Origin of the sequence: Streptomyces sp. NPDC006140 (assembly GCF_040628815.1) — a bacterium.
Taxonomy (GTDB): Bacteria; Actinomycetota; Actinomycetes; order Streptomycetales; family Streptomycetaceae; genus Streptomyces.
The window spans coordinates 476,087-496,220 of sequence record NZ_JBEXTS010000004.1; the positions used below are offsets into that span (position 1 = coordinate 476,087).

Annotated in this window: 17 protein-coding genes; 6 read left to right on the forward strand and 11 right to left on the reverse strand. The window is 74.2% G+C overall.

The genetic code is table 11. From position 1 onward, the window contains the following. Nucleotides 1–20: 20 nt before the first annotated feature. The 6 genes from ABZ386_RS14745 to ABZ386_RS14770 all read left to right on the forward strand — a co-directional run bounded on the left by ABZ386_RS14745 (nt 21) and on the right by ABZ386_RS14770 (nt 7,537). Nucleotides 21–521, forward strand: a complete 501-nt coding sequence (locus ABZ386_RS14745) for a MarR family transcriptional regulator (protein WP_351334310.1) — start codon at nt 21–23, stop codon at nt 519–521. 69 nt (nt 522–590) lie between these two features. Next, on the forward strand, nt 591–3,710 hold the full coding sequence (locus ABZ386_RS14750) for an FAD-binding and (Fe-S)-binding domain-containing protein (protein ID WP_358964853.1): 3,120 nt from the start codon (nt 591–593) through the stop codon (nt 3,708–3,710). 199 nt (nt 3,711–3,909) lie between these two features. Continuing rightward, on the forward strand, nt 3,910–5,250 hold the full coding sequence (locus ABZ386_RS14755) for a hemolysin family protein (protein WP_358964854.1): 1,341 nt from the start codon (nt 3,910–3,912) through the stop codon (nt 5,248–5,250). Beyond that, a complete protein-coding gene (locus ABZ386_RS14760) occupies nt 5,247–6,269 on the forward strand; it encodes a hemolysin family protein (protein WP_358964855.1) in 1,023 nt (340 codons plus the stop codon). The genes ABZ386_RS14755 and ABZ386_RS14760 overlap by 4 nt, the downstream gene beginning before the upstream one ends. A gap of 665 nt (nt 6,270–6,934) precedes the next feature. Continuing rightward, nucleotides 6,935–7,162 carry a hypothetical protein gene (locus tag ABZ386_RS14765; RefSeq protein WP_351334300.1) on the forward strand — a complete coding sequence of 76 codons (228 nt, stop codon included), beginning with the start codon at nt 6,935–6,937 and terminating at the stop codon, nt 7,160–7,162. A 216-nt stretch (nt 7,163–7,378) separates the two neighbouring features. Next, entirely contained in the window at nt 7,379–7,537 is a 159-nt protein-coding gene (locus tag ABZ386_RS14770; protein ID WP_351334297.1) for a hypothetical protein, read from the forward strand. 19 nt (nt 7,538–7,556) lie between these two features. Here the strand turns inward: ABZ386_RS14770 and ABZ386_RS14775 are convergent, their stop codons facing one another. The 11 genes from ABZ386_RS14775 to ABZ386_RS14825 form a co-directional block, all read right to left on the reverse strand. Beyond that, nucleotides 7,557–8,648 carry an acyltransferase family protein gene (locus tag ABZ386_RS14775; protein WP_351334294.1) on the reverse strand — a complete coding sequence of 364 codons (1,092 nt, stop codon included), beginning with the start codon at nt 8,646–8,648 and terminating at the stop codon, nt 7,557–7,559. Between the two features lie 141 nt (nt 8,649–8,789). Next, a complete protein-coding gene (locus ABZ386_RS14780) occupies nt 8,790–10,355 on the reverse strand; it encodes an ATP-binding cassette domain-containing protein (RefSeq protein WP_358964856.1) in 1,566 nt (521 codons plus the stop codon). Then, nucleotides 10,352–11,158, reverse strand: coding sequence for an ABC transporter permease subunit (locus ABZ386_RS14785; RefSeq protein WP_351334289.1), 807 nt, complete (start codon nt 11,156–11,158; stop codon nt 10,352–10,354). Before ABZ386_RS14785 ends, ABZ386_RS14780 begins: the two co-directional genes overlap by 4 nt. Next, entirely contained in the window at nt 11,155–12,099 is a 945-nt protein-coding gene (locus ABZ386_RS14790) for an ABC transporter permease (RefSeq protein ID WP_356500164.1), read from the reverse strand. Before ABZ386_RS14790 ends, ABZ386_RS14785 begins: the two co-directional genes overlap by 4 nt. 101 nt (nt 12,100–12,200) lie before the next feature. Then, nucleotides 12,201–13,769: an ABC transporter substrate-binding protein gene (locus tag ABZ386_RS14795; protein ID WP_351334287.1), complete on the reverse strand. Its 1,569-nt coding sequence runs from the start codon at nt 13,767–13,769 to the stop codon at nt 12,201–12,203. Between the two features lie 15 nt (nt 13,770–13,784). Then, nucleotides 13,785–14,567, reverse strand: coding sequence for a class I SAM-dependent methyltransferase (locus tag ABZ386_RS14800; protein WP_355723378.1), 783 nt, complete (start codon nt 14,565–14,567; stop codon nt 13,785–13,787). Further along, entirely contained in the window at nt 14,564–15,799 is a 1,236-nt protein-coding gene (locus ABZ386_RS14805; protein ID WP_355723375.1) for an MFS transporter, read from the reverse strand. The genes ABZ386_RS14800 and ABZ386_RS14805 overlap by 4 nt, the downstream gene beginning before the upstream one ends. Beyond that, the gene (locus ABZ386_RS14810) at nt 15,783–16,835 is read right to left on the reverse strand and encodes an enolase C-terminal domain-like protein (RefSeq protein WP_351334280.1); all 1,053 of its coding nucleotides are present in this window, start codon (nt 16,833–16,835) and stop codon (nt 15,783–15,785) included. The genes ABZ386_RS14805 and ABZ386_RS14810 overlap by 17 nt, the downstream gene beginning before the upstream one ends. After that, nucleotides 16,832–17,920: a pyridoxal-phosphate dependent enzyme gene (locus ABZ386_RS14815; protein WP_351334278.1), complete on the reverse strand. Its 1,089-nt coding sequence runs from the start codon at nt 17,918–17,920 to the stop codon at nt 16,832–16,834. Before ABZ386_RS14815 ends, ABZ386_RS14810 begins: the two co-directional genes overlap by 4 nt. Next, complete coding sequence (locus tag ABZ386_RS14820) at nt 17,917–18,753, reverse strand: DUF364 domain-containing protein (RefSeq protein WP_351334276.1); 837 nt, start codon at nt 18,751–18,753, stop codon at nt 17,917–17,919. Before ABZ386_RS14820 ends, ABZ386_RS14815 begins: the two co-directional genes overlap by 4 nt. After that, nucleotides 18,750–20,006 carry an ATP-grasp domain-containing protein gene (locus tag ABZ386_RS14825; RefSeq protein WP_358964857.1) on the reverse strand — a complete coding sequence of 419 codons (1,257 nt, stop codon included), beginning with the start codon at nt 20,004–20,006 and terminating at the stop codon, nt 18,750–18,752. The genes ABZ386_RS14820 and ABZ386_RS14825 overlap by 4 nt, the downstream gene beginning before the upstream one ends. Nucleotides 20,007–20,134: the final 128 nt, after the last annotated feature.

Genomic DNA, 20,134 nt, shown 5'->3' on the forward strand with positions numbered 1-20,134 from the left:
CGACAGGTACGCTGGAACACATGGCCGCATCCCAGGAGCACCCAGCCGACCAGCCCGAATGCCCCACGGGAGGCGGCGGGCTGCTGCCGGCCGAGCTGCGCGCCTGGATGCTGCTGCTCGCCGCGACCGGGGCCGTGGAGCAGCGGCTGCGCGCGGTCGTGAAGGAGAAGCTGGACGTCTCGCACGACGAGTTCCTGGTCCTGTGCCTGCTCGCGGAGCAGCCCGAGGGCGGCCTGCGCATGACGCGTGTCGCGGAGCTGCTGGGCCGCCCGAAGACGCGCCTCACCTACCAGATCGCCTGCCTGCAGCACGCCGGCCTGGTCACCCGCCGGTCGGTGTGCGGGGACAAGCGCGGCGTGGAGGTCGCCCTCACGGACAAGGCCCGCCGCCTGCTCACCGAGGCCTCGGGCCCGCTCGCCGAGACGGTCACGCGGGCCCTCCCCTGCTTCATGGGGCCGGACCAGCGCGCGGCCCTGTTCGGACTGGTACCGGACCTGGCGGAGGAGTCCCGCAAGGGCTGAGGCCGCGTTCGCCGGAACGCCGCCGGGGGTACCCGGCGCCTGCTCGTCCCCCCACAGCAGGAGGCCTCCATGGTCGCGTCCGACCTGCCCGACCCCGTCGTACGTCACCCGCTGGGCGGACCGCCCGCCGACCCGGGGGCACTCGCGCAGGCGCTGCGCGAACGGGTCGACGGCGAGGTGCGCTTCGACGCCGGGAGCCGGGCCGCATACGCGACGGACGCCTCCAACTTCCGCCAGACGCCGGTCGGCGTGGTGCTGCCGCGTACGCCCGAGGCCGCGGCCGAAGCGGTGGCCGTGGCACGGGAGCACGGGGCGCCGGTGCTGTCCCGGGGCGGCGGGACGAGCCTGGCCGGGCAGTGCACCAACACGGCCGTGGTGATCGACTGGTCGAAGTACTGCCACCGGCTGGAGTCCGTCGACACCGAACGCCGCACCTGCGTCGTACAGCCCGGCATCGTCCTGGACGAACTCAACCGGCAGCTCACGCCGACCGGGCTGCGCTACGGCCCCGAGCCCGCCACCCACCCCAACTGCACGATCGGCGGCATGATCGGCAACAACTCCTGCGGCGCGACCGCCCAGGCGCACGGCAAGGTCGTCGACAACATCGCCCGCCTGGAGGTGCTGCTCTACGACGGCACCCGCTTCTGGTGCGGCGAGACCAGCGACGAGGAGTACGCCCGGATCGAGCGGCAGGGGGATCTGCGGGCGGCCGTGTACCGGCAGTTGCGGGAGCTGCGGGACACCTACGGCGACGAGATCCGCCGGCGTTTCCCCGGCATCCCGCGCCGGGTCTCCGGCTACAACCTCGACTCCCTGCTGCCGGAGCACCACTTCGACGTGGCCGGGCTGCTGGTGGGCAGCGAGTCGACGCTCGTCACCGTGCTGCGGGCCGAACTGGAACTCGTGCCGGTCGTGCGGGAACGCACCCTGGTGGTGCTGGGGTTCCCGCGGATCGACCGGGCCGCCGAGGCCGTGCCGGACATCCTGCCGCACGAGCCGATCGCCCTGGAGGGCGTCGACCACCGGCTGATCCACGACCAGCAGCTCAAGCACCTCAACCCCGAGGCCCTCGGCGAACTCCCCGACGGGCGGGCCTTCCTGATGGTGCAGTTCGGCGCCGACACCGTCGAGGAGGCGGACGAGCGGGCCCACCGGATGCTGGACGCGCTGCACGAGACCGAGCACGACCCCGAGGTGGCGTTCCTCGACGACCCCGTCCACGAGCAGGAGCTGTGGCAGGTGAGGGAGTCCGGCCTCGGCGCCACCGCGCACGTGCCGCACCGCCCCGACACCTTCGAGGGCTGGGAGGACTCGGCCGTGCCCCCGGAGCGGCTCGGTGAGTACCTGCGCCGGCTACGCGGGCTGTACGAGGAGTTCGGCTACCTCAGCGACACCGGGCCCAGCCTGTACGGCCACTTCGGGCAGGGCTGTGTGCACACCCGGATCCCCTTCGACCTGTACACCGCCGACGGGGTGGCCGCCTACCGGCGGTTCATGGAGCGGGCGGCCGATCTGGTCGCCGAGTTCGGCGGCTCGTTCTCCGGGGAGCACGGCGACGGGCAGAGCCGGGGCGAACTGCTGCCCCGGATGTTCGGCGAGGAACTGGTGACGGCGTTCGGACGGCTGAAGGCCGTCTTCGACCCGCTGAACCGGATGAACCCCGGGAAGGTCGTGGCGCCGTACGGGCTGGACGAGAACCTGCGCCTGGGCGGCGACTGGGCGCCGCGGCGGAACGCGCGCGACACGCACTTCCGCTTCCCCTACGACGGCGGCTCCTTCGCCGAGGCCGCCAACCGCTGCGTCGGCGTCGGCAAGTGCCGACAGCTCACCCACGAGGGCGGCTCGGTGATGTGCCCCTCCTACCAGGTGACACGGGAGGAGGAGCACTCCACGCGCGGACGCGCCCGGCTGCTGTTCGAGATGCTCGACGGGCACGGCGACAGCGCGATCCGCGACGGCTGGCGCTCCGAGGAGGTCAAGGACGCCCTCGACCTGTGCCTGGCGTGCAAGGGCTGCAAGAAGGACTGCCCGGCCGATGTCGACATGGCCACCTACAAGGCGGAGTTCCTGTCCCACCACTACGCGGGCCGGCCCTGGCGCCGGCCCCGCTCCGACCTGTCGATGGGCTGGCTGCCCGCCCTCGCCCAGGCGGTCGGGCGCACCCGGCTCGGACCGGTCGTCAACGCCCTCACCCACACCCCGCCCCTGTCGAAGGCGGCGGTCGCCGTCGCGGGGGTCGCGGACCGGGAAGCGCCCCTGTTCGCCGGGCAGACGCTCCAGCAGTGGTTCCGGCGGCACGAGCCCTCGGGCGACGGGCGGCGCGGGACGGTCCTGCTGTGGCCGGACACCTTCACCAACCACTTCCACCCGCACATCGGCCGGGCCGCCGTCGCCCTGCTGGAGGACGCGGGCTGGCGGGTCGAGCTGCCCGCCGAGCCGCTGTGCTGCGGCCTGACCTGGATCTCCACCGGGCAGCTCGGCACCGCCGAACGCGTCCTCACCCGGACCGTGCGCCGCCTCGCCGGGCACGTCCGGCCAGGCGGTCTCGTGGTCGCGCTGGAACCGAGCTGCACGGCCGTGTTCCGCTCCGACGCGGCCGAGCTGTTCCCGGGCGACCCGGACGTACGGCGGCTGCGCGAGCAGACGGTGACACTCGCCGAACTGCTCACCGAGCACTCCCCCGGCTATGAGCCCCCGCGCGTGCCCGACCGGTCCGCGCGGGCGGTGGCGCAGGTGCACTGCCACCAGTACGCCGTACTGGGCTGGGACGCCGACCGGGAGCTGCTGCGGCGGGCCGGGGTCGACGCGGAGCGGCTGGAGTCGGGCTGCTGCGGGCTGGCCGGCGACTTCGGCTTCCAGCGCGGCCACCTCGACGTCAGCGAGGCGTGCGCGGAACAGGTGCTGCTGCCGCGGCTGCGCGCCGAGGACCCGGAGACGGTCGTCCTCGCCGACGGCTTCAGCTGCCGTACGCAGATCCACCAGCTCGACAGCGGCGGCCACGAGGGCGTGCACCTCGCGGAACTGCTGGCCGCCGCGCTCCCCGGCGCCCCGGGCAGCGCGTACGGCGTCGCGCCGGACGCCCGCCCCGCGTCCCCCGGGCGGCTGGGCAGGGGCCTCGCGCTCGCCGGGGCCGGGGTGGCCGCCGCGGGTGCCGCCGCCGGGCTGGTGCGGGGGCTGCGCCGCTGAGCCGCCACGCGCCGGGCGGCGTTCTCTACACCGTCGTAGAATCCGGGAACACGGGCGCGACGCCGAGCGTTGACCCGGAGACACACCCACGCATAAGGAGCCACTTCTTGTCCGCCAGATCGACGGACCCCCCGGGGCACAGTCCCGGACCACCTCGCCACGGCACCAGTGATCGCGGCACACGGCGGGGTGGTGTCGGATGAGTGCCGCCGAAGCCCTGCTGGGCCTGCTCGCCGTGTTCGTGCTGACCGCCGGCACCGGCTACTTCGTCGCCCAGGAGTTCGCCTACGTCTCCGTGGACCGGCTCACCCTCGCGCGCGAGGCCGAGGCCGGGGACCGCAGGGCCGCCCGTGCCCTCAGGGTGCTGGAGCGGCTGTCGTTCATGCTGTCGGGCGCGCAGCTCGGCATCACCGTCACCGGGCTGGTCGTCGGCTTCATCGCCGAGCCGTCGGTGTCCGCGCTGCTGCGACCCGCCCTGTCCGGGATCGGCCTGCCCGACGCGGCCGTCAGCGGCGTCTCCGTGGTGCTGGCCTTCGTGCTGGCCACGGTCGTGCAGATGGTGCTGGGCGAGCTGGCGCCGAAGAACCTCGCCCTCGCCGTGCCCGAGCGGCTGGCGAAGGCCCTGGCCCCGTCCACGCTGGCGTATCTGAAGGTCGTCGGCCCCGTCGTGCACGTTTTCGACAGCGCGGCGAACAAGCTGCTGCGCAGGGTCGGGATCGAGCCGGTCGAGGAGCTGCACCACGGCGCCACGCTGGAGGAGCTGGGCCATCTGATCGGCGAGTCCCACGAGCAGGGCGCGCTGCCCGAGGACACCGCCGCCCTGCTGGACCACGCGCTGGAGTTCTCCGAGCGCACCCTCGACGAGGTGATGGTGCCGCGCGCCGACGCCGTCTTCGTCCGCAAGGACGCGGACGCCGAGGAGGCGATCGGCCTGATCGCCCGGCACGGCCACTCCAACTACCCCGTCCTCGGCGACCACCCGGACGACATCGCGGGCGTCCTGGGCGTGCGCGAGCTGACGGCGCTGCCCGCCGCGCGGCTCGCCGGCGCCACCGCGGGCGAGGTGGCCCGCCGTCCGCTGCTCCTGCCGGACACCCTCGCGCTGCCCGACGCGGTGACGCGGATGCGGGAGCACGACGACGAGTTCGCGGTCGTCCTCGACGAGCACGGCGGCGTCGCCGGCATCGTCACGTACGAGGACATCGCCGAGGAGCTGGTCGGCGACATCGCCGACGAGTCCGACACGGTCACCGTGCTCGCCGTCGCGGACGGCGACGGCTGGCTGGTGGACGCCGGCCGCCGGCTGGACGAGGTGGCGGAGGCCACCGGGGTCCGGCTGCCGGAGGACGACGACTACGACACCGTGGCCGGACTGGTCGTGGACCGGCTCGGCCGCTTCCCGACGGTCGGCGACCGGGTCACGGTCGGCCTGCCCGAGGGCGGCCGGGCCGTGATCGACGTGCGCACGCTCGACCGGCACGTGGCCGACCGCGTCCGCGTCGCCGTGCTCGCGGACGCCGAAGCCGAGGAGATGGCGTGAGTTTCCCGACGGCGGTCTTCGTGACCGTGCTGCTGCTCATCGGCAGCGGCTTCTTCGTGGCGGCCGAGTTCGCGCTCGTCGCCGCCAAGCGGCACCGCATGGAGAAGGCGGCGGCCGAGGGGCGGCGCGGCGCCGGCACGGCCCTGGCCGGCATGCGCGAGCTGTCGCTGATGCTGGCCGGCGCCCAGCTCGGCATCACCGTGTGCACCCTGGGCCTCGGCTCGGTGTCCAAGCCGGCCATCTCGCACGAACTCGACCCGCTGCTGCACACGCTGGGCCTGCCCGCCGCCGTGTCCTACGGCGTCGCGTTCGCCGTGGCGATGGTCGTGGTGGTGTTCCTGCACATGGTGGTCGGCGAGATGGCCCCCAAGTCCTGGGCCATCGCCCACCCCGAGCGGTCGGCGATGCTGCTCTCACCGCCCTTCCGGGCCGTGGTGCGGGCCGTGCGGCCGCTGATCCGGCTGCTCAACGCCGTGAGCAACGCGCTGGTACGGCTGTGCCGGGTGACCCCGCGCGACGAACTGGCCTCGGTGCACAACCGGGAGCAGCTGACGCACCTGGTGGAGGAGTCGGAGCGGCTGGGCCTGATCAGCGCGACCGACTCGGAGCTGCTGACCCGCTCGCTGACCGAGCCGGAGACACCGGTGGCCGCGCTGCGGATCCCGGCCGGCGAGATCACCTGGGTGGAGGGCGGCTCGGACCTCGAGGCACTGCTGCGGACGGCCGCCGCGCACGACCGCACCCGGCTGCTCGTCCGGGAGGACGGCGTCGTCCTCGGCTCGGTCCACGCCCGGGACGCCCTGGTCGCCCGGGCCCGGGGGCGCGCCGGGACCGCGCGGGAACTGGCCCGCCCCGTACCCGCGCTGACCGACGACACCACAGTCGCCGACGCCATCGAGGTGCTGCGCCGACGCCGGTCCTCCCTGGCCGTCGTCCACGACAGCGCCGGCCGCCTCACCGGCCTGGTCACCCTGGACGACCTACTGGCCCGCCTACTACAGCCGTCCGCGACGGCCTGACCGGGCACGCCTAGGCAACTCCCTGACCGGGCACCCCGACGGGACGGCCCGGCCGGGCATCCCTACGGGGCGGCCCGGCCGGGCATCTGTACGGGGCGGCCGAGCGGGCTGACGCCGCGGCCGGACGGGTCAGCACGCGGCCCGGCAGGCTGGCGGGGCGGCCGAGCGGGTCAACGCGGCAGCCCGGCAGGCTGACGCGGCGACCGAGCGGGCCGGCAGAGCGGCCGAGAAAGTTGACGCGGCGGCCGGACGGGCCGGCGCGGCGCCGGGCGGGGCGGCGCGGCGGCATCCAACATCCAGCACATCTGCACAGCGCGGGTCGGCGGGTGGTGGGCGGAACGGACCCGCCGCCCCGTTCCCCGCGTGGTGCGGGGAGTTGGCGGCGAAGTGCCCGCTTCCGGAAACGGAGCGCAAGAGTCCGGCGTGCGGCCCGGACGACGGGCCGTGTGAAGAAATCGGGGTGGCGCGTGACCCCGTGGTCACAGAAGTGAAGGCATTCCCGGAAAGGCACCGTGCGCCATAGGAACGCGGCTGGCCGTCTTCCCGGGTAAGTGCTTTGATCTTGCGCACGGCGGAGCCGCCGGTGCGGAATCCCGGTTCTGCAATCCGGCGACCCCCCACGCTCGCCGCTCTTGCGAGATATTCACGTGAAGGGAAACACCCCCATGAACCTCACCCCTCGGGTCGACACCGCCGAGCTGTCCGACGCCGACCTGGAGCTCGTCTCCGGCGGCAACGCGGGCGTCGGCGCCTCCGCGAGCCTGGTGGGCGGCCTGTCCGCCGGCCTGGTCGAGCCGCTGACGGCCGAGGCCTGCGCCGACCTCCAGGCGGTTCTGTCGCCGGCGGGCGCGGCGGCGAGCGGGAGCGCGGGCGTTCACACGACCTCCCTCTGACACGTCGTCCCGAAGGGCCCCGGGAATTCCCCGGGGCCCTTCGCGTTGGCCGTTCATCCTCCCCGCGGTCGCAATATGGGGGAATTCGCGAAGCACGTGACGGAATTCTGGACATCACGGGGGCGGGTAACACCACGGCAGGGCATGGCGCAGACTTACACGGGCCCCCCAGACCCCTGCTGTGAAGCGATAGGACCAACCCCTGTGAAACCCGACGTGACCCGGAACGAAGAACTGCCGATCTACGAGAGCCTCATCCGTGAACGCGGTGACGTCGTCGAGGAGGCCCGCGTGGTGGCCGAAGAGACGCAGCATCAGATGACCCAGGCCCTGAACGGGCACGCCGCGCCGCCGAGCGAGCCCGAGGCACACTGACCCCGGCGCTCGCGCCGCCTCACCTCTTTCCCTCCGCGAAGGCCCACGGCATCGCCGGTTCCGTCACGCAGCGGAACACCCGCCGTACGGACGGCGTGCACAGCGCGGTCATCACCCCGGCGGCCACGGCGGTGACGAGGAGCACACCGGCGGGACGGCCGACCCAGGCCGGCTCGTACCAGCCCCAGTGCTTGGCGGCCTGGGCGACGAAGCCGTGCAGCAGATAGCCGTACAGCGTGCCCGCGCCCAGGGCGGTGAACCACGTCCGGCGCCCCGGCACCCAGGCGAGGAAGCAGGCCACCAGGACCGCCGAGCAGCCGAAGGCGGCCAGCGTCATCAGGGGCCCGTACCAGAAGGGGGCGGCCAGCTCCCGGGCGCTGTTCGCGTGGAAGAACCAGGCGTAGTCCATCCGCGGCACGGCCCAGTACGCCACGCCCAGCGCGCAGAGGGCCACCGGCACGGCGAGGATCCGTGCGGTGCGCTGTCTCACCAGCCGGAAGTGCTCGGGCCGCAGCAGCAGGCCGAGCACGAAGTACGGCAGGAACTGCAGGGTGCGCTGCAGGTCGAGGTCGGGGCCGAGGGACGGCGTGAGCGTCGCCAGCGCCGCGATACCGAGGGCGACCGGCAGCGGCCACCGCACGAGCCGCCACACCGGCGTCGTCAGCCGCCAGACGAACAGCGCCGCCAGGAACCAGGTCAGGTACAGCGGGTCCAGCAGGCTGACCGGCCGGTCGGGGTCCTGGCTGGACCACCGGGTGAACAGGGAGTACGCCGTCTCGAACACCACGTACGGGACGACGACGCCGGTGACCAGCCGCCTCAGCCGTGCGGGGCTGCCGTCGAAGGTGCGCGAGAAGTAGCCGGAGATGATGATGAACGCCGGCATGTGGAAGGCGTAGACGAGCATGTAGAGGGCCGTGACGGGCCTGCTGCCCGCTCGCAGCGGCTCCCAGGCGTGCCCGACGGCCACCAGCACGATCGCCAGGTACTTGGCGTTGTCGAAGAACGCGTCCCGCTGCCGGGGCGGGCGGGCCGGTGCGTCCCGCTCCCCGGTCCGCGGCGCCCGGGCCGCTCCGGCCGCCGGGCGGGCCGTGGCCAGCGTGTCACTCACGGGCCCTCCCGGGGATCCTCGAAGCGGCTGTGCCTCGGCTGGTCCGGGGTAAGGGGGTGGCGTCTGCGCAGAACATCGCCCGCACCCTAATCACAGGGCGGCGGCCTGGTTCAACTCGTAAGGGACGGGACCGGCTTCGGTTCATGCCCGGGTATACGTGCCGAGGCGGTCGATCGTCTCCCGGAGGGCGAGCGTGAAGGGGTGCCGCGGCTCGGTCAGGACCTGCCGGGCCGGGCCCTGTTCGACGATTTCGCCGGCGTCCAGGACGGCGATGCGGTGGGCGAGGGCCGCCGTGGCCGGGTCGTGGGTGATGAGGACCAGGGCGAGGTCGCCGCGGTCGCGGACCAGGGCGGCGAGCAGGTCGAGGATGCCGCGGCGGGTGACGGTGTCGAGGCCGGAGGTGATCTCGTCGCAGACCAGGACCCGGGGCTGGGCGAGGAGGGCGCGGGCGAGGGCGGCGCGCTGGAGTTCACCGCCGGAGAGCTCGCCGGGGCGCCGCCGGGCCAGTTCCTCCGGCAGGCCGAGCCGGGCGAGGGTGGCCGACGCCTCGTCCGTCGCCGCCCGCTCCTCGGTGCCCCGCAGCCGTACCGCCGTGCGGGCCACCTGGTGCAGGACGGGCCGGTGCTCGTCGAAGGCGGCGCGGGCGTCCTGGAAGACGTACTGCACGGCGGCCAGTCGGTCCCGGCCGCGGTGGCGCAGGCTGCGCGGCAGGGGCGTGCCGTCGAGGAGGATCTCGCCGTCGTGGTGGCGGTGGAGGCCGGCGAGGCAGCGGCCGAGGGTGGTCTTGCCGCTGCCGGAGCGGCCGACCACGGCCAGGCACTCGCCGGGGTGGAGCGCCAGGTGCGGGACGCGCAGGACGGTGGTCCGGCGGTCGTGCACGGCGGTCAGGTCCCGTACCTCGAGGGTGGGCGGTCCGGCGTCGGCGGGTGCCTCTTCCTGCGGTGCCGGGGGCTGTTCGGCGAGCAGCCGGCGGGTCCACGCGTGGCGGGGGGCCTCCCACAGCCGTGCCACGGGGCCCGACTCGACGACCCGTCCCGAGCGCAGGACGAGGACCTCGTCGGCAAGGTCCCGGACCACGTCGAGGTCGTGGCTGAGCAGCACGACCGCGATGCCGCGGGCCGCGAGCGCCGCGAGCTGGTCGACGATGCCGCTCTTGGTGACCGGGTCCTGGCCGGTGGTGGGTTCGTCGGCGACGACGACCCGGGCGCCGAGGAGGAGGGCCTGCGCCAGGACGACGCGTTGCTGCTGGCCGCCGGAGAGCTGGTGCGGGTAGCGGCGCAGCAGTGGTTCGGCGTCCGGGAGCCGGGCGTCGGACAGGGCCCGCAGGACCAGTTCCCGGGCCGCCGCGCGGCGTTCGGACCGGGGCAGGTGGCGTACCCGGGGACGGGCGAGGTCGTCGAGGAGGGCACTGATGCGGCGGGCCGGGTTGAGGACGGCCGCCGGGTGCTGGGGCACGTAGCCCACCCGGCCGTCGGCGGGCCGGTGCACCTCGCCCGTGACCCGGGCGCCGGGCGGGTACTCCCCCAGCAGCGCGAGGCCGGTGGTGGTCTTGCCGCTGCCGGAGGCGCCGACCAGGGCGGTCACCCTGCCGGGGAGCACGCGCAGGTCCACGCCGTCGACGATCGGCCGGCCGTCGATCTCGACGCGGAGGCCGTGGAGCGCGGCGACCGGCTCCGGCGGGGTGGTCGGGTCCGTCTCGTCGTTCACGGCCGCCGTCCCTTCCTTCTCGGGCTCTTCTCCAGGGCGGCGTCGAAGAGCAGGTTGGTGCCCGTCGTCAGGGCGACGATCAGCAGGGCGGGCACGACCACGGCCCAGGGCTGGACGAAGAGGCCCGTGCGGTTGCGGTCGACCATGACCGCCCAGTCGGCGGCGTCCGGGGCGACCCCCACGCCGAGGAACGCGGCCGTCGACACCAGGTACAGCACGCCGGTCAGGCGGATGCCGGCGTCGGCGGCCAGGGTGCGCAGGGCGGAGCGGCCGACGTAGCCGACGGCGACGCGCCACCACGACTCGCCCTGCATGCGCAGTGCCTCCACGGCGGGCCGGGCCGCCGCCTCGGCCGCCGCGGCCCGGACGATCCGGGCGGCGTCGGGCACGTTCACCAGCGCGACGAGCAGCGCGAGCCCCACGGCCCCCGGCGAGAACACGGACGCCACCAGCAGCACGAGCAGCAGCGACGGTACGGCGAGCAGCACGTCCAGCGGCCGCATCAGCAGCTCCTCCAGCCGCCGTGCGTGGGTGACCGCGCTGACGAGTCCGACCGGGAGGGCCACGAGGTAGGCGAGGGCCGTCGCCGCGAGCGCGGTCAGCACGACCGTGCGGCCGCCGTGCAGCACCTGCCGCCAGACGTCCCGGCCCACGAAGTCGGTGCCGAGCCAGTGGCCGCCGCCGAGGGTGAAGGAGGCGGCGCGCGGGCCGGGTTCACCGGCGAACAGGGGCCCGAGGAGGGCGAGGAGCAGCGGCACGGCGACGACCGCGAGGCCGAGGAGCAGGCGGCGCGGGGCCGTCATGCCGCCACCCCCGCCCGGGGTGTCAGCCGGTACGCCACCACGTCCGCGCCCAGGTTCAGTACGACGGTCAGCACGCCGAACACCACGGCGAGCCCCTGCACCACCGGCACGTCCCGTTCGGCGACGGCGTTGAGGAGGACGGTGCCGAGACCGGGGATCACGAACAGCGCCTCCACGACGATGACGCCGCACAGCAGCCAGTCGATGGTGCGGGCGAGCTGCTGGGCGGCCGGGGCGAGGGCGTTGGGCAGGGCGTGGGCGTAGCGGACGCGGGCGCCGGGGACGCCGTAGCGGCGGGCGTGGGCCGCGTAGGGCGAGGCGAGGGCGTCGACCATGCCGGCCCGGACCAGGCGGGACAGGGAGCACACGGGGCGGGAGAGCAGGACCAGCACGGGCAGGACGAGCACCGCCGGGTGGCCGATGAGGTCGGTGCCGTAGCCCACCGCTGTCGGCGGCAGCCAGGCCAGTTTCAGTGCGAACACCGTCACCAGCAGCACGCCGAGGGCGAACTCGGGTACGGCGTACACGGCGAGCGTCGCGGAGCTGACCAGCCGGTCGATCAGCCGCCCCTCGTGCCGGGCGGCGAGCACGCCGAGGCCGAAGCCGAGCGGGACGAGCAGGGCGAGGGTGAGCGTGGCCAGCAGCAGGCTCGGGCCGAAGCCGTCGGCGATGTACTGGGCCACTGGGCGGCCGGAGGCGAGGGACGTGCCGAAGTCGCCCTGCAGCAGGCCTGCGGCCCAGTCCGCCAGGCGTTCGTACGCGGGCCGGTCGAGGTCCATGGCCTCACGGATCGCGGCGATGCGCGCCGGGTCGGGCTGGTCGCCCGCCAGGGCGACGGCGGCGTCGCCCGGGAGGGCTTCGGTGAGGGCGAAGACGAGCAGCACGACGGCCACGATCTGGACCAGGCCGAGGGTGAGGCGCCGGGCGACGAAGGAACGCAGTCCACTGTGCCCGCCGCTCGAAGTGCCGCGATGGGCCGTCGAGCGGCTGCGGCAGCGTCGTGGCTGGTCGCGCAGTTCCCCGCGCCCCTTGGGGGCGCTATTCACGCCAGCCATACCTTGTCGAAGCGTGCCCAGTCGAGGGTGTTGGCCGGGGCCTTGGTCTCCACTCCCCTCACCTTGCGGGACGTGCCGAGGATCCAGTCGGCGAAGCCCCAGATGAGGAAGCCACCCTCGGTGTAGAGGCGGCGCTGCATCCGCTCGTAGACGGCGGCCCGCTCGGTCTTGTCGCGGGTGGACTGGGCCTGCTGGTAGAGGGCGTCGAAGTCCTTGTGCCGCCACTGGGTGGCGTTGGTGGTGGAGTCGGTGAGGAGGCGCTGGGAGATGTGGGCCTCGATGGGCATGGCGCCGGAGCGGTAGCAGCACAGGGTGCCGCCGTCGAGGATGTCGCTCCAGTAGGAGTCCTTGCTGCCCGTCTTCACGTCGATCGTGACGCCCGCCTTGGCGGCCTGGTCGCGGAAGATGCTCGCGGCCTCGGTGAAGCCGGCGGCGACGGCCGAGGTGTCCAGGGTGACCTTGAGTTTCTCGGCACCGGCCTGCTTGAGCAGGGCGCGGGCGCGGTCGAGGTCCTGCTCGCGCTGGGGCAGTCCGCCGGCGTAGTACTCGTAGCCCTTGCCGAAGAGGTCGTTGCCGACCTCGCCCGCGCCGGACAGGGCGCCGGCGACGAGTTCCTTGCGGTCGGCGATGAGGAAGAACGCCTCGCGGACGCGCTTGTCGTCGAAGGGCGGCCGGTCGGTCTTCATGCAGAACGCCTGCATGGCGCTGTTGCGCAGCCGCACGATCTCGATCTGGCCCCGGCCCTCGTGGGCGCGGGCGGTGGTGGGGTTGAGCTCGTGGGCGTACTCGACCTGGCCCGCGAGGAGGGCGTTGACGCGGGCGGACTCCTCGTTGGCGACGACGAACTCGATCTCGTCGAGGTGCGGGGCGCCGTCCCAGTAGTCCTCGTTGCGGCGGAAGACGGCGGAGCGGCCGGGGGTGAAGGACACGAACCGGAAGGGGCCGGAGCCGATCGGCTTCTTGTCGAAGTCACCGGCGTGCTCGGGGACGATGTACGCGCCGAACGCGGCCAGGATGTTGGGGAATTCGGCCGTGGGGCGCTTGAGGACGAACTCGACGGTCCGGGCGTTCGTGGCGCGGCTGGCGTCGAGGTCGATGGGTTCCAGGGACGCCTTGGCGCGGAACGCCTGCTTCGGGTCGGCGATGCGGCGGTAGCTGTGCAGGACGTCCTGGGCGGTGACCGGCTTGCCGTCGTGGAAGGTGGCCTCGCGCAGGGTGACCTGCCAGCGGTCGAGGGTCTTGTTGGACTGCCACTGCTCGGCGAGGCGGGGCTGGGCGGAGAGGTCGGCGCCGTAGTCGGCGAGTTTGTCGTAGAGGGCCTTGGCGCGGGCGACGTCGGCGAACAGGTTGGCCAGGTGCGGGTCGAGGGTCTCGCTGGCGCCGCCGCCGGCGAAGGCGGCGCGCAGGCGTCCGCCGCGCTTCGGTGTGCCGCCGCTGCCGGTGCCGGCCTTGTCGTCCGTGCCGCCGCCGCAGCCGGCGAGGGCGAGTGCGGCGGCGCCGGTGGTGGCGGCGAGGAAGCCGCGGCGGCGCAGGCCGGGGAAGCGTTCGTCGTACATGTCTGGTCCTTCGGGTCAGTGGGTGAGCGTGCGCGCGACGAGGTGCAGCCGGTCCGCGTCGGTCTTCCGGCCGGGCATCTCGCCCTCGGTCCAGGGGGGTTCGGTGCGGGGGCCGGGCCCGTCGTGGAGTTCCAGCACCTCGAATCCGTGCGCGGCGAGGAGGTGCCGCAGTTCCTGCGGGAAGAGCAGCCGCCAGGCGGAGTGCTGGGTGACGGGAGGCGCTCCGTCGTCGGTGGTCCAGACGCGGGTGCGGCGCAGGAGCTGGGCCGTGCGGTCCACCGTGAGCGTGGTGGTGGACCGGTAGGCCGTGCCCTGCCAGGTGAACTCGTTGACCGCGGGCCGGTCGAGCAGGTCGGTCCGGCCGAGGAAGTAGGCGCCGTTGCGCATCTCCGCGACGAGCAGGCCGCCCGGTGCGAGGGCCTTGCGGCAGGAGGTGAGGAAGCCGTCGAGCTGGTCGTTGGTGTGGCAGTACAGCAGGGAGCTGTCCAGGCAGACGACGGCGTCGAAGGTGCCGAGGTCGAAGCCGTGCAGGTCGGCCCGGACGTACGCGGGGCCGGGATGGCGGGTGCGGGCGTGGGCGAGCATCGCCTCGGAGAGGTCGGCGCCGGTCACCGTGCGGCCGGCCCGGTGCAGCCCGGCGGCGTCGCGGCCGGTGCCGCATCCCATGTCCAGCACGCGCGGCCCGGCGCCGTGGCGGCGCAGGCAGTCCTCCGTCCACCGGGCGGCCAGCCGCTCGGCGTCGGGGAAGCGGGCCTCGTACAGCGCCGGGTTGTCGGTGAGAAGGTTGCCGCTGGTCACGCCTTGCTCCTCTCCCCCGCCGGGGCGGGGACCTCCGGGGCCGGGCTCGCGGGCAGGGCGCCGAGCCGGCGCAGCCAGGCCACGCCGAGCGCGGAGGCGAGACCGAAGCAGGCGCAGCACACCCAGGGCAGCCAGGCGGCGCCCTGCTCACCGGTGTCCATGGCCCAGCCGACGGCGGTGTTGCCGAGGGCCGCGGCGACGCCGGAGACGACGTAGAAGATCCCGAAGTAGGTGCCGGTCAGTTCGGGGCGGCCGAAGCCGGGGATCAGTTCCATCACGAACGGCTGGGCGATCATGACGCCGATGTAGAGGAGCAGGGCGCCGGCCAGGACGGGTACGACGCCCGGCAGGAAGGCCGGCGGCAGGAAGGCCAGCCCCATCACCGTGAGGCCGGCGGCGATCCAGCGCCCCCTGCTGCCCCGTGTTTTGAGGCTTCTGGTGATCCGCAGCTGGAGCGCCAGGTTGGCCACCGTGCCGACGAGGAAGACGATGCCCGCCGCCCCGTCCCAGCCGGTGGCTTCCCTCGCCCCGGCCGGCAGCAGCAGGTACAGCTGGTTCTCCAGGGTGAACATGCCGACCATGGCGAGCGCGAAGGCCAGGAACGCCCGGTTGCCGAGCACCTCCCGCCAGTCCCCGAGGACGCTGCCGCCGCTGGGTTCGGCCCTGCGCGCGGGCAGGACGAGGGCCTGCGCGACGGTGAGCACCGCGAAGATGCCGGCCGCGGTCAGCGCGGACGTGCGGAAGTCGACGAGGAGCAGCACGCTGCCCAGCAGCGGCCCGACGAGTGCGCCGGTCGTGGCGAAGACGTTGAACAGCGCGAAGGCCTCCGCCCTGCGCTCCCCCGCCTCCTGCGCGAGGTAGGCCCGCACGGCCGGGTTGAACAGGGCCCCGGCGACGCCGCTGAGCACGGAGGCGGCGAGCAGCACGGCCAGCCCGTCGCCGAGCGCGAACAGCGCGAAGCCGAGGGTGCGCAGGGCGCAGCCGGCGATGATGACGCCGCGCGCGCCGAGCCGGTCGGAGGCGGAGCCGCCGATGATGAACAGGCCCTGCTGGCTGAGGTTGCGCACGCCGAGGACGACACCGACGACGGCCGCCGACAGGCCGAGGTTCTCGGTGAGGTGGGTGGCGAGGTAGGGGATGAGCAGGTAGAAGCCGGTGTTGACGCCGAGCTGGTTGACCAGCAGCAGCCGTACGGCGAGCGGGAAGCGCTTCATCTCATGCCACGTCTTCACGCGCCGCCACCTCCTCGACACCGAGTCCGGGAAGGCCGCTGGTGCGTACGGTGCCGTCGGTGCCGCCGATCCCGGTCCACGGGTCGTGGGCGAGCAGCAGGTGCCCGTCGAGGTCGGTCCAGCGGGCCCGGTCGGCGAGGTGGACGGCCGGGGCCAGTCCGAGGGTGCTGGCGGTGAGGCAGCCGAGCATCAGCGCGGTGCCGCTGCCCTCGATCGACTCGGCGATGCGCAGGGCCGCGTGCACCCCGCCGCATTTGGCGAGCTTGACGTTGACGCCCTGGACGCGTCCGGCGAGGCGGCGGACGTCCTCCAGGTTCACGGCGTCCTCGTCGGCGACGACGGGCAGCGGTGCGCGCCGCGCGAGGGCGGCCAGGGCCTCCGGGTCGCCGGGGGCGAGGGGCTGCTCGACGGCCTCCACGCCGAGTTCGGCGAAGCGCGGCAGCAGGGCGTCGGCCTGTGCCACGGACCAGGCGCCGTTGGGGTCGAGGAGCAGCCGGGCCCGGGGGGCGGCGTCGCGGATGACGCGGACGCGCTCGATGTCGTCCTCGGGGTCGGGGGCGCCCGCCTTGACCTTGATGACCTCGAAGCCGCGCGCGGCGAGGCCGCGGGCCTGCGCCGCGGCCTGGACCGGGGCCGTGATGCCGATGGTGCGGGCGGTCGCGGCGACGGGCGGCGCGGCGGCGCCGAGGAGGCGGTGCACGGGCAGGCCCGCGCGCTTGCCGGCCAGGTCGAGCAGCGCCGACTCGACAGCGGCGGTGACCGCGGGCGGGGTGTCGACGCCGGGCAGCTCCCCCGCGCGCAGGGCCTCCAGGGCGCTCTCCGGGTCGGTGAAACGGCTCAGGTCCACGGCCGTGAGGAGCCGGACCAGCGTCTCGGTGCCGAGTCCGTAGTACACGCTGGTGACGGCCTCGCCGTGACCGCGCAGTCCGTCGTGCTCGACGGTCAGCCACACGGCGTCGCGTGCGGCCATGGTGGAACGGGAGATGCGCAGCGGCTCGGCGAGGGCGAGGCGTACGGTGCGCAGGCTGGACTTCACGGGCTCTCTTTCCGGAGGGCGGGGGCGGCGAGGGGGTCGCTGACGCGGGTGCAGCGGACCCAGCCGGCGGCCTCCGCCGCGTAGGGGTGCGGGATCTCGACGGGCCGGGTGGCGGCGGTGGCGGGGTCCAGGCCGTGGGCGGTGGTGAAGTCGTCGTCGTAGACCGTGGAGAGGTAGCGGTGCGGGCCGTCGGGGAAGACGGTGGCGACGACCGCCCCGGGGTGGACGCGGGCGGCCCAGGCGGCGACCCGGGCGGCGGCGCCGGTGCTCCAGCCGCCGCTGACGAACGCGCCCCGGGCGAGGCGGCGGCAGCTGTCGACGGCCTCGGCGGGGCCGACCCAGTGCACCTCGTCGAAGGCGTCGTAGGCGACGTTGCGCGGGTGGATGCTGCTGCCGAGGCCGCGCATCAGGCGGGGCCGGGCGGGCTGGCCGAAGATGGTGGAGCCGGTGGCGTCGACGCCGATGAGCCGCAGGGCGGGCCAGTGGCGGCGCAGCGGGCCGATGATGCCGGCGCTGTGGCCGCCGGTGCCCACGCTGCACACCAGGATGTCGAGGTGGTCGAGCTGCACGGCGAGTTCGGCGGCCAGTGAGGCGTAGCCGGCGGTGTTGTCGGGGTTGTTGTACTGGTCGGGCCAGTAGGCGCCGGGCAGTTCGGCGAGCAGGTCGCGCAGCAGGGCGAGGCGGGCGGCCTGCCAGCCGCCCTGCTCGGCCGGGCGGTCGGCGATCTCCAGCCGCACTCCGTGGGAGCGCAGCAACTGCCGCATGGACGGCTCCAGTTCGCGGTCGCCGACCAGCACGATCGGATGGCCGAGGGCCTGTCCGGCGAAGGCGAGTCCGATGCCGAGGGTGCCGGAGGTGGACTCCACGACCGGGGCGCCGGGCCGCAGTTCGCCGCGCTCGCGGGCGCCGAGCAGCATCGACACGGCGGCCCGTGCCTTCATGCCGCCCGCCGCGAGGCCTTCGAGCTTGGCCCAGAAGCCGGGGTGGGGGCCGGGCAGGTCGGCGGTGACGCGGGCCAGCGGGGTGCGGCCGAGCAGGGAGAGCAGTTCCCGGCGGGCCTGCGGCCGGAGTGCGGTGGTGGTCATCGGCCGCCTCCGGGACAGGAGCCGCGGTAGCGGTGGACGACCCCGGGGCCGCCGTCGAGCCAGAAGAACGGGTAGGGCTCCGCGCACACCGCGCTCACCCCCTGGCCGAGGAGGCGGGGCAGTACGGCGCTGCCGGTCTGGGCGAACATCACGAGCTGCTTGCCGTACGCCTGGGCGTGCCGCCGCAGCGGTTCGAAGGTGCCGTTGCCCAGGGTCATGCCGGAGACGAGCAGCGCCTCGCACCCGTCGGCCGCGGCGAGCGCGTCGGTGGCCACCGGCTCGCCCCACTCGGTCGCGCCGCCCTTGAGGTCGCAGGGGACGTAGCGCAGGCCGCGCGAACGCAGCGCTTCCAGCAGGGAGTTGACGACTCCCACCACGAGCACGGTGCCGCCGGGCGGCAGGTCGAGCAACTCGACGACGGCCTCGGCCCGGGCCCGGGACTTCTCCAGCGACGACCCGGCGGGCAGCGGCACGGGCGCGGCCCCCTGGTCCGGGGTGTGCGGCAGGACGTGCATCAGGTAGGCGTCGAGGGCCGCCACGCGCACCGGCGGCAGCGGGTGCTCCAGCAGCGAGGCCACGTCCGCGCCGACGCAGTCCTCGACGGCGCTGTCCGGCAGCGCCCCGGGCTCGACCGCGCAGGAGCCGACGGCTTCGGCGAGGCGCAGGCTGAGGACCTCGTTGCGGTAGCCGGTGCCGCGCCCGGCGTGCCGGACGGCCTGCCGGGTGGTGAAGGCGACGGAGACGCGCAGGGCGGCCGGGTCGGGCCCGAGGGCTCCGTCGCGCACCCGCGCCACGAGGTCGTCGTAGGGCGTGCCGGTGAGGGCGGTGGTCATCGGATCACCAGCCCCGAGCGGAGCCCGTCCAGCAGGGCTTCGACGCGTGCGCGGGCCCCGGGCCCGTCGGCGTCGCCGGCCATGACGTGCCCGAGGTACTCGTTGTTGCTGCCGGCCGCCTTCACCGCCCTGCCGGGCTCGGCGAGTTGGACCTCCAGCACCCCGGGCAGGTCGCGCAGCCCGCTGCCGTCCAGGGCTTCGAGGGTGCCCGAGGTCTCCGGCACCAGGAAGCCGATGGCGGCGCTGCGCAGCCCGGTGTCGGTGTGCCGCAGGTCGGGTGCGCGGCCCAGGGCGACGTCGACGAAGGCGGCGGCCAGGTCGACGCCGGTGACGTGGCGTATGAGCTCGGTGATGCGGTTGCCGGCGGGCCGGGGGTTGACCTCGACCACGCGCGGCCCGGCGGAGGTCAGCTTGATCTCCGTGTGGGCGACGACCCCGTCGGTCAGGCCGAGGGCCTTGAGCGCGGCCAGGGCGGTCTGTTCGGCGGCCTCGGCGTCGGCGGGTGCCAGGGCGGCCGGGAACATGTGGCCGGTCTCGACGAAGGCGGGCGCCCCGCCGACGCTCTTGTCGGTCACGCCCACCACCTGGACGGCGCCCGCGTACGACACCGTCTCGACGCTCACCTCGGGGCCGTCCAGCAGCTCTTCGAGCAGCACCACGGGTGTGCGCCGCTGTCCGCGGGCGTTGACCGGGAAGTCGGCCAGGGCCCGGTAGGCGGCGGCGAGCTGTGCCTCGTCGTCGACCCGGCGCACATACATGCCGGCGCACAGGTCGACGGGCTTGACGACGAGCGGGTAGCCGATCTCCCGCGCCGCTCGCGCGAGGTCCGCCCACTCCTCGCGCACGGCGAAGCGCGGGCCGGGAACTCCGGCGTCGTCGAGGACGCGGCGGGTGGCGTCCTTGCGGCAGGCGTTCTCCACCGCCTCCGGGCCGGGGCCGGGCAGTCCGAGACGGCCCGCGATCCGGGCCACCGCGGGCAGGTAGTAGTCGCAGGACGTGACGACCCCGTCGAAGCCGAGCACCTCGTGCAGCCGCTCGACTTCGGGCAGCAGTGCCTCGATGTCGTTGGTGTCGGCGGTGATGACGTTGCGGGCGCCGAGCAGCGGGTGGGCGGTCCCCTCCGGTGCCGAGCGCAGGTAGTGGTGCAGGTCGCGGGTGAGGAAGGTGAACGTGTGCCCGTTCTCCCGGATCGCCCGCGGCAGCAGTCTGCTCATGGAGCCTACCCAGCTCTCGACCACCAACAGATGAGCCACAACTCCCCCTTTTCCACGATGAGTTCGAGGCGTGCGGGCAGCCCGGCGAACCCTCCGGGGGGAGGGCGCCGGGTGTTGCCGCCGGAGACGTTATCGATAATCATTTTCATTGTCACCTGGTTGGGCGA